Genomic DNA, 11,656 nt, shown 5'->3' with positions numbered 1-11,656 from the left:
GAGCATGGACAAGGTAGAGGTCATCCGCGGCCGGGCGGTCCCGCTCGACGCGTCCGACGTGGACACCGACCAGATCATCCCCGCCGTGTGGATGAAGCGCGTCGAACGTACGGGCTTCGAGGACGGGCTGTTCGAGAAGTGGCGCAGGGACCCGGAGTTCGTCCTGAACCGGCCGGAGCGCGCGGGCGCCACGGTGCTGGTGTCCGGGCCCAACTTCGGCTGCGGCTCCTCGCGCGAGCACGCTCCCTGGGCGCTGCGCGACTACGGCTTCAAGGCGGTCGTCGCCCCCGGCTTCGCCGACATCTTCCGCAACAACCTCCCCAATGTGGGCCTGGTGCCCGTCACCCTCGGCGAGGAGGCGACCCGGAGGATCATGGCCGCGGTCACCGCCGACCCCCGGGCGCTGATCACGGTGGACCTGCTGAAGGTCACCGTCACCTGTGAGTCCGCCGGCGTGCTCGACGAGCCGTTCCTCCTCGACGAGGGGGCCCGGTTCCGGCTCACCCACGGCATGGACCTGATCGACATGGCCTCCTCCGCCGAAGAGGCCGTCCGCCGGCACGAGGCGGCGCGTCCGTCCTGGATGCCGCGCACCAACGGCCAGGTCGAGGAGACCTTCGAGAACTCGGGAGTGACGGCATGAGCGCGGAGATCGTCGACGCACGGGACGGCGCGGGCCTGCTGCGGGCCGGGGAGGCCCTGCGGGCGGGCGCGGTGGTGGCCGCCCAGACCGACACCAACTACGGGGTCTTCTGCAATCCGTTCCTGGAGGACGTCTGCGGCCGCCTGTACGAGATGAAGCGCCGTGACGGCGGCAAGCCGCTGACGCTGTTCGTCTCCAGCCCCGCGGACTGGGCACGATGGGGCCGCCGTCCCGCGGGCGTGGACGTGGACGCGCTGGTGGAACGGTTCTGGCCGGGGCCGCTGAACCTGGTGATGGAGAAGCGGGAGATCGTCCCCGACTGGGTGACCTCGGGCCGCCCCACCGTGTCCGTCGTGCACAACGTCAGCCCGGTGCTCAACCTGCTGTCGCTCTACAGCGGGCTGCCGCTCGCCGCGACCTCCGCCAACATCAGCGGCACCATGGACGAGGGCCTGGTCACCTTCGACATCGCCCGCGAGCACATCGGCGACCACTGCGACCTGATCGTCCGCGGCGAGGCGCCCTCCAAGGCGACCCGCAGCAGCACCATCGTCAGCCTGCTCGGCACGCCCGCCGTGCTCCGCCAGGGCGACCTGCCGGCCGAGGAACTCGCCCCGTACCTGCCGGGGTTGACCCCATGAGTGCCGCACCGGGCTACGCGGGCCGGGTACAGGCCTACCGCGTCGTCTCCCGCGCCTACTTCCACCTCCCGGTCGTGGTCGTCTTCCTCGTCCAGCAGGGCTTCGGCGCTGCCGCCACGGCGCTGCTGCTCGCCCTGTACGGCCTGACCGCGGCGCTCGGCGACCACGTGGTGGCCCCGCTGCGCAGGCGGCTGAGCCTGGCGGGGTGCCTGGTGGTGGGGGAGGCCGTCAAGATCGCGGGACTGCTGGTGCTGCTCGCGCCGGTGTCCGCGGCGAGCGCGACCGTCTCCCAGCTCCTGTCCGGCCTCGGGTTCTGTCTGACGGCGGGCACGGACGCCGCCCTCGCCTCGTCGCTGACGTCCGGCGAACGGCACCGGCGCGGGGAGACGCGGGTCCAGGCCGGCATGTTCCTGATCTCGTTCGCCGCCGGAGCGCTCGGCGCCGTCGCCTACAGCGCGCAGGCGCGGGTGCCGTTCGCCCTGTCGGTGCTGGGCTGCGCGATCGCCGCGGCGGTGGTGTGGCCGCCGGGCGGCGCGCGGGCGTTGCGGTCCGAGTCCGTCACCGCGGCGCGGGCCCCCGGGGGACCCAAGGAGCCCGCAGTGCGGCGGGCGCTGCCGTGGGAGGTGCGGATGTGGTCCGCGTACTACTCGGTGTCCCGCGCCGTGCTGCTCACCGCCTACACCCTGCTGCTGCCGCTGGTGCTCTTCTTCGGAGTGCGGCTCTCGGTGGCCGCGTTCGGGGCGGTGCTCGGTCTGTACACGCTGTGCGGGCTGCTCTCCGTGCGGCTTGCCGCGGTGTGGCAGCGCCGGTACGCGGCGGTCGCGGCGGTGTCGTTGTTCTGGCTCAGCAGCGCGGCGATGGCGCTCGGCCTGCTGCTCGCGGCGTTCGGCGGCGCGGTCGGCACGGTCTGCGCCACCGCGTTCCTGGGCCTGGCGGGCGGCACCGTCCGGCCGACCACGATGGGTTTCCTCGGCCCCGCCATGACGGGCCTGCCCGCCCCGGAGCGCCAGCGGGTGACCCGGGGTCTGGAGCGGCGCCAGGGCATCCTCCAGGCGGCCCTGCTGTCCGGTTCGGGCCTGTGGCTCGGCCTCGGCCACAGCCCCGAGGGAGCCCTGGCCGGGTGCGCGGCGCTGGTCCTCGCGGGCCAGGCCGTGGCCGTCCGGCTGATCCTGCGCCGGCCCGCCCCGGTCCCCGCTCCCGCCGCGACTCCCGCTCCCTCGCGGCAGGCCGCCTGATCCGGCCCGCCCCGTTTCCCCGACCCCCTCACCGAGGAGAGAACCCACCGTGCTGAAGCGCTCCGTTCCGCCCGACCCCTACGCCTTCCTCCCCGAACTCCCGTCCCTCCGGCTCCTCTCGGACGACGTCGAGGAAGGCGGCTCGCTGGCCGGGGCCCACTTCCTGGAGGGCGGCAACGTCAGCCCGGCCCTCGCCTGGGGGCCGGGCCCCGAGGGCACCGTCTCGTACGCGGTGACCTGCTTCGACCCCGACGCCCCCACCCCGGGCGGCGTGTGGCACTGGATCCTTGCGGACCTCCCGGCCCACGTGCTCGGCCTGCCCGCCGGCGGGGAGCCCGGCATCGGCCGCGCGCTCCGCAACGACCTGGGCACCGTCGGGTACGCGGGCGCCGCCCCGCCGCCCGGTGACCGCGCCCACCGCTACATCTTCGCGGTGCACGCGCTGAGCGTCGCCGAACTGCCGGTGGACGAGGGGACGCCCGCCGCGCTCACCGGCTTCCACCTGACGCTGAACTCGCTGGCCCGCGGCACCTTCACCGCCCACGCGCGGACCCCGGTCCCCACGACCGCCTGACCGACCGACCGAGTGGAGAGAGATCCGATGCCGAGCAACACCCCACGGACCGCCTGGCAGGGCGAGCCCGTGCCCGAGGCCCTCGAGGCGCTGTCCGCGCCGGGCGGTCTGGTCGTCTGCGCGACCAAGGTGGGCTACATCCTGATGACCGCCGACGGCCGGGGCCTGGAGCGGAAGTTCGACGCCAAGCAGCGCAACCGGAACAAGCCCGGTGTCGTGCTCTGCGCCGACCTGGAGCAGCTCAAGGAACTGGCCGAGCTGAACGAGGAGACGCTCGCGTTCTACGAGAAGCACTGGGAGCGGGACGTACTGCTCGGCTGCATCCTGCCGTGGAAGCGGGAGGCGCTGGAGCTGCTGCCCGACGCGACCACCCGGGAACTGGCCCGGGACGCCCGCGGCACCAGCTGCTTCGTCGTCCGCTTCGGCCGGCCGGCCGAGCAGTTGGTGGAGCAGATGTGGGCCGAGCGCCGGCTCGTCTTCGCCAGCTCCGCCAACCCGTCCGGGATCGGCAACCGGGGCCGGGTGGAGAACATCGGCACCCGGATCGAGAAGGAGGCGGACTTCGTCGTCGCCGCGGACGACTACGTGGCGTCGGTCCAGCCGGGCAAGGACGAGGGCTCCCGCCACGAGCAGGGCGTCATGGTCTCCATGGTGGACGCCGAGGGCGCGCTCGTCCCGCTCCAGAAGGGCGAGCGGTCCGTCGCCCCGGCTCCCGTGCTGATCCGCCGGGGCCTCGACTACCCGCTGATCATGGAGAACCTGAGCGAGATCTTCCCGTCGTGGGACTACCGGCACGGCGAGTACTACTGACCGGCCGGTCGGCGCCACGGGCGGGCACCGCCGCCGAAGGGCGGCTCGGAGGAGGTGAGTTGGTCATGAACGACATCCAGGGCGCGTGGCTCGCACCACCCGAGGCCACCCCCGAACAGAGGGCCGCCGAGGAACGCTCGGAACGCCTCGAAGAACTTCTGGAACAGGTGGGCCGCCGGTTCTTCCGCCGGTCGGACCTGCGGGCCCACGCCCAGGAGTACCTCAGGGCGCTGGCCGGCGGAGGGGCGGCCTTCCTGGAGGACGAGCGCGGCGGTGCCTCCTGGCTGAGACAGCATTTCCTGGGGCGGGCGTCCTGGAACGCGGACGCGCTGCGGGACTTCACCGCGCGGTACGTGGTGGAGGGGCTGTCCCCGGGCGGGCCCGGCCACGGTCCGGGGGACGGGGTGCTGGTCCTGGACGAGGTGGCCTTCCGCAAGAAGGGCAACGCCTCGGCCGGGGTCGCCCGGCAGTACGTGGAGGAGTTCGGCGCCGCCGTCTCCTGCCAGATCGGGGTGATGGCCTCCTGGTCCACCCCGCTCGGCACCGCGCCGGTCGACCGCGAGCTGTACCTGCCCCCCGACTGGATCACCGACGCACCGCGCCGGCGCAGGGCCCATGTCCCGCAGGAGATCGACCATGTGACGAAGTCTCAGCTGGCGGTGCGGATCGCCGAGCGGCTCCTGCTGCCGGGCGGCTCCCCGCGGGGGACGGCGCCGCAGGACGGTGCGATGCCGTGGGTGGTGGCCGACACCCGGCTCGGCTGCGACGCCGTCTTCCGCTCCGCCCTGGCGGGCCGGGGCATCCCGCACCTCGTGGGGGTCGCCAGGAACCATGCCGTGCTGCCCCACCCGGGCTGGCGCCGGGTCTCCCTCCTCGTACAGCGGCACGCGGCGGAGGAGTCCTGGGGGCGGCTCGGCTCCGGGGGCTGGGAGTGGTGGGTGCGCCGGGTGCCGCCGGAACCCTCCGCGGGGCTCCCCGCCAGGGCCGGCCCCCGGACCACGGGGACGGCGGCCCGCTGGCTGGTCGCCTGCCGGCGGACCGGCGACCGGCATCCGCGCCGCTACTTCCTGGCCCACGGGCCCGCGCACACGGCCCTCGGTGAACTGGCCGACGCGGTCGCGGCCTGGCGGGAGAGCCGCGAGGTCCTCTCCCGGGCGACCGACAGCTGCGGCCTCGGCTCCTACCGGGTGCGGTCCTGGCAGGGCTGGTACCGGCACATCTCCCTGGCCCAGCTCGCGGCGGGGTTCCACGCCGTGCACGCCGCGCAGGACGGGACCGCCGTGCGGAGTTCGCCCGCCGTGGAGAGAGCGAGGGCCGCCTGAGCGGAGCCGGGGCGGGGCCGTCAGTCACGTACCCGGCCGCGCACGCCGTCGAGCCAGTCGTTCGCGTGGACGTCGGCGGTGGCGTCGTCGCGGAAGGCGTACGTCTTGAGGAGCCAGCGCAGCCGGGTGGTCCCGGCGTCCTGGATGTCGATCATCTGGCGGCTGTGCAGGCCGTCCTGGTTGGCGATGACCAGCAGGTCGCCGTCCTGGATGCGGTGGTACTGCTCGCGGCACTTGGCGAGCGCGTCGCGGAACTCGCGCAGCGCCTCGTAGTGCGCCGCCGACGCGCGGTCCGCGGGCTCGGTGCGCGTGTCGTAGTAGCGGAAGCTGTGCTCGTTCTCCAGGACCGCGTGGGCCTCGGACAGCCGCTGGCCCTTGTTGGAGTCGCGGGACAGCTCGTCGTAGGGGGTGACGAACTCGGGCCGCCGCAGCAGCTCCTGGGCCCGCGGGGATATGTACTTCAGGAGCTCACGGCCGTCCACGTACTTCGTGTAGACGAGGTCCTTGGTGGGGCACCGCATGCCGAGCAGGGCCAGATAGTCGGCGCGTACGGGGTGGGCCGTGCGGTCGTTGTGCCAGTGCAGTTCCCAGTCGGTCTTCTGGGTCTGGGTGCCGGCGTAGCGGTTGTCGGCGTAGACGTCGTGGAAGAAGTCTCCGTTGTTCCGCGTGGCATAGGAAAGAAGCGGGGTTCCGGTGAGCCGGCCGACGAGTTCGAGCATTCCCTCGCCCACGAAGGTCCGCTTCTGAAGGTACTTGTCGTCGACCGGGTTGGACTGGTCGAAGACCGGCCGCTCGGAATCGAGCGGGGAATTCGAGATCACGTGGGCGTAGGTCACGCGGGCCTCGCGCTGGCCGCGTATCAGGCGGCAGGCCGAGGTCAGGCCGTCGGGGACGCGGCCCTCCGCGATCAGCGCGGCGATGGCGTCGCTGAACTTCTCGTAGTCCTCGTAGGGGCTGGCGCCCAGGAATTCCAGGGACTCCTTGAGGCTGTCGCGGTCGGAGTCGGTGAAGGTGTAGACGGGCTTCATCGCGGATTCCCTCTCTCAAGTGGATACATCAGGCGGAGCCGATGGAGCGGGTGGAGCCGGGAGAACCGGTCGGGCGGGTGGAGCCAGCGGGTTCCGGATTGTGTCCGTATTTCCGCGCCGGCCCCCTTCCGGTTCGCTAATTCCCTCTTGAGGACGTTTGGAAATCTATAGGGATTCGCCTGCGAATCGGCCTTCCTGGCGCATTCTGAACCTATTCCGGGGGGATATATATTTTCCTGTGCTTTCTTTCGGTACGGGTCCCGAAGTGCTGCCGGCGTCTCGTTCGGTAGATAGCGGGCCGACGGCGGGACCTGCCGCGGCCCGGCGGTGGCGGGGCGGGCGGCGCGGTCCCGGAGTGACGAAGCAGGCACGGGAAAATTTGGAACCAGGGCAAAACGGGCGGCGCTTCGGTTACCGGATAGCGGACACCGGCATGATCCCCTTGTATCGGAAGCCGTAGCTTGCAAAACTCTGGCTGCTTCGAAGGCGTATGATCGAGTTGCCCGTTGATTGTTAAGCGGTCCAGTCGGGATGAATCCCACTAGATGCGGAAACCGCAGGATTTAACGTCCTGTTCATGACTCAGCTGGACGTGCGGCCCCAGGAGGGCGCCAAGAAGGGCAAGGGCCTCGGCGGGAACTCCGTCGGGCTGCTCGGCAGTGCGGTCATCGGTGTGTCCACCGTCGCGCCCGTCTACTGCCTCACCTCGACCCTCGGCTCCACCGCCGGTGAGGTCGGGCTCCAGATGCCGGCGGTGTTCCTGGCCGGCTTCCTGCCGATGCTGCTCGTCGCGTTCGCGTACCGCGAGCTCAACAAGGTGATGCCGGACTGCGGCACGTCGTTCACCTGGACCGTGAAGGCGTTCGGGCCGCGGGTGGGCTGGATGTGCGGCTGGGGCCTGGTGATCGCCACGATCATCGTCCTGTCGAACCTGGCCGGGGTCGCGACGTCGTACTTCTGGCTGCTGGCCGGGGAGATCACGGGCAGCGACGCGGTGGCGTCCCTCGACGGGAACAAGGCCGTCCACATCGTCACGTGCCTCGTCCTGATCGCCGCCGCGACGGCGATCAGCTACCGCGGCATGACCGCCACGAAGGGCGTGCAGTACACGCTGGTCGGGCTCCAGCTGGTGGTGCTCGCCGTGTTCGTGGTGATGGCGCTGACGAAGGCGGGCTCGGTGGACTTCCCCACCTCGGTGCCCTTCTCCTGGTCGTGGCTGAACCCGTTCTCGGTGCGGTCCTTCGGCGCGTTCACCGCGGGGCTGTCCCTGTCGATCTTCATGTACTGGGGCTGGGACACCTGCCTGACCGCCAACGAGGAGACGATCGGCTCGGAGAAGACGCCGGGCCGGGCCGCGCTCATCGCGATGGTCGTGCTCGTCGGCTCGTACCTGGCGACCGGTGTCGCGGCGCAGATGATCGTCGGCTCCGGCGGCAAGGGCCTCGGCCTCGCCAACCCGGACACCTCCGACAACGTCTTCGCGGCGCTGGCCGGACCGGTGATGGGCCCCACCCTCGGCATCCTGCTCTTCCTCGCCGTCCTCGCCTCGGCGGCGGCCAGCCTCCAGACGACCTTCATCCCGGTCGCCCGCACGGTCCTCGCCATGTCGACGTACGAGGCGCTCCCGGCGTCGTACGCCCGCGTCCACCCGCGCTTCAGGACGCCGGGCCGCGCGACCGTCACGGCGGGCGTGGCCACGGCCGTCTTCTACACGGTCATGACGCTGGTCTCCGAGCACGTCCTGGTCGACACGATCTACGCGCTCGGCCTCATGATCTGCTTCTACTACGCGCTCACCGCGTTCGCCTGCGCCTGGTACTTCAAGGCCGAGCTGCGCTCCTCGGCCCGGGACCTCGCCTTCAAGGGCCTGTTCCCGGTCCTGGGCGGGGTGCTCCTGTCGGCGGTCTTCGTCAAGACGCTGGTGGACATGTGGAACCCGGCGTACGGCAGCGGCTCGTCCGTGCTCGGAGTGGGCTCGGTCTTCGTCATCGGGGTCGGCCTGCTGCTCGTCGGCGTCGTGATCATGCTGGTGATGGAGCGCCGCAGCCCGGCGTTCTTCCGGGGCGAGGTGCTGAACCGGGGGACCGCGGTGCTGGTGGTCGAGGAGTAGCGGATGCTGGGCGGATGACGGACCCGCGCCTGCCCGTGCTCTTCCTGGATGTCGACGGCCCGCTGATCCCCTTCGGGAACCCGGCGGGCCATCACACGTACGAGGGGCCCTACGCCCCCGGCCCGGACGCGCCCCCGCTCCTCACCCGCGTCGACCCGGCCCTCGGGCCGTTGCTGCGCTCGCTGCCGTGCGAACCGGTGTGGGCCACGACGTGGGGCGCCGAGGCCAACGCGTGCGTGGCCCCGTGGCTGGGACTGCCCGCGCTCCCCGTCGTGGAGTGGCCCGCCACGGCCGACGAACAGCCTCCTGACGGCCTGCACTGGAAGCTCCGGCCCCTGGCGGCGTGGGCGGCCGGGCGGCCCTTCATCTGGGTCGACGACGAGATCGGCCCCGCGGACCGGGCGTGGGCGCGGGACCGGTGTCCGGGGGCGGCGCTGCTGTACCGGGTGGAGGCGGGGCGGGGCCTGCGCGCCGACGACTTCGGGGTGATCGGGGCGTGGCTCGGGGAGCGCCCTGTTGCTCGTTAACCCATGCTCTTCGCGCCGTCCAGGGACTCCCGGATGATGTCGGCGTGGCCGCAGTGCTGGGCCGTCTCGGCCACCACGTGCATCAGTACGCGGCGGACCGACCAGCGGGCGCCGGGCTCGTGCCACGGTGCCTTCGGCAGCGGCCACGAGGCGTCCAGGTCGGGCAGCGAGGCCACCACGGCGTCGGTGGCGCGGGCCGCCTCCTCGTAGGCCGCCAGGACGCCCGCCAGCGTCTCGCCGGGCAGCATCCGGAAGCCCGCCGCGCGCTCGGCCCAGTCCGCCTCGGTCATCGCGGTGAAGTCGGGCATCGAGGACGGACCGTCCAGGATGAACCGCACCCAGTTCCGCTCCACCGCGGTGACGTGCTTGATCAGCCCGCCCACGCACAGCTCACTGGCGGTGGTCCGCAGGCCGGCCTGCTCATCGGTGAGGTCGCGCGCGGTGAACCGGAGGAAGTGCCGCTGCTTGGCCAGTCCTTCGAGCCAGTCGGCGTGCTCGCCGGTGGCCACCGGCGCGGTCCGCTCGTCCTGCTCGATGGTGATCGCCTTGTCGCTGGTCATCGTGTCCACCTTCCGTGAGCTGCTCGGAGCCCGTCGCGGGCGCCGATGCGTGTCACGGTAGGAGCGATCTAGGTCAGTTCCTGTCCTAGAAGGCGGACGTGCGGATGTTCAGTGCTGCCAGGGCAGCTCGACCGGTGAGGTGGGCACCCGGCCCGCCGTCAGGTCGGCCATCAGCGCGGGCAGGCCGAGCGGGTAGACCGGGGCGCCGCTCGCCGCCAGTTCGGCGACGGGCCACCAGCGGTGGGACCGGTAGTGGCGGAGCTCGTCCGCGTTCTGGCCGCTGACGTCGACCGGGCAGCCGGTCGGGACGCGGTGGTGGAAGAAGGCGTTCAGGAGCATGCCCTCGACCCAACCGAGGTCCGCGTACCCGGAGTTCAGTGCCACCACCGGGCCGAGGGCGGCGGGGGAGACCGAGAGGCCGGTCTCCTCCCGCAGTTCGCGGGACGCCGCCTCGGCCAGGGTCTCGCCCTCCTCCACGCCGCCGCCCGGCGTCCACCAACTCGTACCGGCCTCCGGGCGGCCGGGGACGTCGTACTCCTCGAAGAGCAGGACACGGTCGTCCCCGTCGATCAGGAGGACGCGGGCGGAACGGCGGGCGTAGGCGGTCATGGTCGCGGGGTCACTCCCCCAGGAAGATCGGGTTCGTGAACGCCGTGAGGGCGCCCGGGAGGCCGGGCACCGTCGCCGCGTGCCGGACCTCCGCGCGGACGTAGGCGGCGTAGGACGGTGTCGTCGTCCAACTCGCCTTTCCGGTACCGGAGTCGGGCAGCGCCGGTGACGTGAACAGGGTGCCCTGGTCCGTGACGAGGTGCAGGGTGCAGCCGGGTGCGCCCTGCACCTCCAGGTTCACCGTCACCGGGCTGTCGAGGCCGACGGCGAGGCGTTCGCCGAGGCCCGCGACCCTGCCCTTGCCGCCGGTCGCCGTGAAACCGACCTCGACCGAGGAGGACTCGGCGACGTAGGAACGGCCGGCCCTGATGCCCGCCTGGATCGCGTCCCGCGTCAGATCGTCGGCCAGGACCACCGTCTGGGGCCCGCCGATCCGGTCCGGGTCGCGGTGGGCGTCGCTGTTGCCCATGGCCGGGATCCAGCCACCGCCCTTCCCGGCGCCGCGCGAACGGGCGTAGGAGACAAGGGTGTTGTCCCAGTCCTGCAGCGAGACCTCGTCGTCCGGCGTGTACGGGCCGTTCCACACCTCCACCGCGTCCGCCTCGCCGAAGCCGAACTTCCAGCCGCAGCCGATGCACGTCGCGTGCGGGTGTGCCGGGACGACCAGGCCCCCGGCGCGGCGGATCTGGTCGGCGTACTTCGCCCAGCGGTTGTCGCGGGCCCGGTAGCGCCAGTCGACGAACGTGCCCGGGTCGGTGCCGAGGGCGACGACGTGGCCGTTGCGGGTGGTGATCTCCTCGCCGAGCATGACGAGGAGGTCGTCGCCCGCCACGTCCGCCCAATGGGCCTGCGAGGAGTGGGTGTTGTGGTCCGAGGTGTTGATGAAGTCCAGGCCCGCAGCCCGCGCGAGCTCACCGATCTCGGCCGGGGTGCGGCGGCCGTCCGAGTACCAGGAGTGCAGATGGCAGTCGCCGCGGTACCAGGCCCGGCCGCGGCCGCGCGCCCGCTGCGGCGGATACACCGGCTTCGGCGCCGGACCCGCGTCGGGGCCGTGCGTCAGCGTCACCGTCACCGAGTACGGCAGGCCCTTTGGCGCCACCGTGTACGGGCCGAGCGCGATGTGCCAGGTCCCGGCGTGCACCGGGCCCGGGATGTAGCCGGGCGTCGCGTCGTCGGCGCGGACGAAGAACTCCGTGCGCGCACCGCCCGACCAGCCGCGGAAGCCGTGGCCGCCGAGCGCCGTGCCGCGCTCGTCGAAGATGCCGATGTCGAGCGCGTTGTTCTGCGTGCCCGCCGGGACGGTGGCCTTCGTGTACGTGTAGGAGACCTTGATCTCCCGTACCCCGCGCGGCACCTCCACCGGCAGGTACACGAAGTCGGGGGCGCCCGGCGGCAGCGTGCCGGTGAGCGTCCTGGTGGACTGCGAGCCCTCGGCGGCGTCGGCGAAGCTCATGGTGCCGAGCGTAAGCGCGGTGGCGGCTCCGGTCACGAGCAACGCCCGTCTGCCGAGGCCGCTCTCGCCCCCGTGGTCAGCGTCTGTGCACATGTCGCGGCTCCCCAGAGTGTTGGATGTGGCGCGTGCAACCCTGGTATTGAG

12 protein-coding genes are annotated in these 11,656 nt (G+C 72.1%); 8 read left to right on the top strand and 4 right to left on the bottom strand.

The window, feature by feature from the left end; all coding sequences use genetic code 11:
• Window positions 1-4: 4 nt before the first annotated feature.
• The 6 genes from leuD (at window position 5) to B072_RS0110785 (ending at window position 5,225) form a co-directional block, all read left to right on the top strand.
• Complete coding sequence (leuD, locus tag B072_RS0110810; protein WP_018529956.1) at window positions 5-643, top strand: 3-isopropylmalate dehydratase small subunit; 639 nt, start codon at window positions 5-7, stop codon at window positions 641-643.
• Window positions 640-1,284: an L-threonylcarbamoyladenylate synthase gene (locus tag B072_RS0110805; RefSeq protein ID WP_018529955.1), complete on the top strand. Its 645-nt coding sequence runs from the start codon at window positions 640-642 to the stop codon at window positions 1,282-1,284. Before leuD ends, B072_RS0110805 begins: the two co-directional genes overlap by 4 nt.
• Complete coding sequence (locus B072_RS0110800) at window positions 1,281-2,519, top strand: hypothetical protein (RefSeq protein WP_018529954.1); 1,239 nt, start codon at window positions 1,281-1,283, stop codon at window positions 2,517-2,519. The genes B072_RS0110805 and B072_RS0110800 overlap by 4 nt, the downstream gene beginning before the upstream one ends.
• Window positions 2,520-2,568: 49 nt before the next feature.
• On the top strand, window positions 2,569-3,093 hold the full coding sequence (locus tag B072_RS0110795) for a YbhB/YbcL family Raf kinase inhibitor-like protein (protein ID WP_018529953.1): 525 nt from the start codon (window positions 2,569-2,571) through the stop codon (window positions 3,091-3,093).
• Between the two features lie 27 nt (window positions 3,094-3,120).
• The gene (locus B072_RS0110790; protein WP_018529952.1) at window positions 3,121-3,903 is read left to right on the top strand and encodes an L-threonylcarbamoyladenylate synthase; all 783 of its coding nucleotides are present in this window, start codon (window positions 3,121-3,123) and stop codon (window positions 3,901-3,903) included.
• A 65-nt stretch (window positions 3,904-3,968) separates the two neighbouring features.
• A complete protein-coding gene (locus tag B072_RS0110785) occupies window positions 3,969-5,225 on the top strand; it encodes an IS701 family transposase (protein ID WP_018529951.1) in 1,257 nt (418 codons plus the stop codon).
• Between the two features lie 20 nt (window positions 5,226-5,245).
• Here B072_RS0110785 and B072_RS0110780 read toward each other — a convergent pair whose 3' ends face one another.
• Entirely contained in the window at window positions 5,246-6,253 is a 1,008-nt protein-coding gene (locus B072_RS0110780; RefSeq protein WP_018529950.1) for a TauD/TfdA family dioxygenase, read from the bottom strand.
• A gap of 577 nt (window positions 6,254-6,830) precedes the next feature.
• On the opposite strand from B072_RS0110780, the gene B072_RS0110775 reads away from it, so the two are divergent.
• Entirely contained in the window at window positions 6,831-8,363 is a 1,533-nt protein-coding gene (locus tag B072_RS0110775) for an APC family permease (protein ID WP_018529949.1), read from the top strand.
• A gap of 14 nt (window positions 8,364-8,377) precedes the next feature.
• Window positions 8,378-8,890 carry a hypothetical protein gene (locus B072_RS0110770; protein ID WP_018529948.1) on the top strand — a complete coding sequence of 171 codons (513 nt, stop codon included), beginning with the start codon at window positions 8,378-8,380 and terminating at the stop codon, window positions 8,888-8,890.
• Here B072_RS0110770 and B072_RS0110765 read toward each other — a convergent pair.
• The 3 genes from B072_RS0110765 to B072_RS0110755 all read right to left on the bottom strand — a co-directional run bounded on the left by B072_RS0110765 (window position 8,887) and on the right by B072_RS0110755 (window position 11,605).
• The gene (locus B072_RS0110765) at window positions 8,887-9,450 is read right to left on the bottom strand and encodes a DinB family protein (protein ID WP_018529947.1); all 564 of its coding nucleotides are present in this window, start codon (window positions 9,448-9,450) and stop codon (window positions 8,887-8,889) included. The genes B072_RS0110770 and B072_RS0110765 overlap by 4 nt on opposite strands.
• Before the next feature lie 108 nt (window positions 9,451-9,558).
• Entirely contained in the window at window positions 9,559-10,059 is a 501-nt protein-coding gene (locus B072_RS0110760) for an NUDIX hydrolase (protein ID WP_018529946.1), read from the bottom strand.
• Between the two features lie 10 nt (window positions 10,060-10,069).
• On the bottom strand, window positions 10,070-11,605 hold the full coding sequence (locus tag B072_RS0110755; protein ID WP_018529945.1) for a CehA/McbA family metallohydrolase: 1,536 nt from the start codon (window positions 11,603-11,605) through the stop codon (window positions 10,070-10,072).
• Window positions 11,606-11,656 lie beyond the last annotated feature (51 nt).

This window comes from Streptomyces sp. HmicA12, from assembly GCF_000373565.1.
Classification (GTDB): domain Bacteria; phylum Actinomycetota; class Actinomycetes; order Streptomycetales; family Streptomycetaceae; genus Streptomyces.
This window is presented reverse-complemented; position numbering and strand designations above follow the sequence as displayed.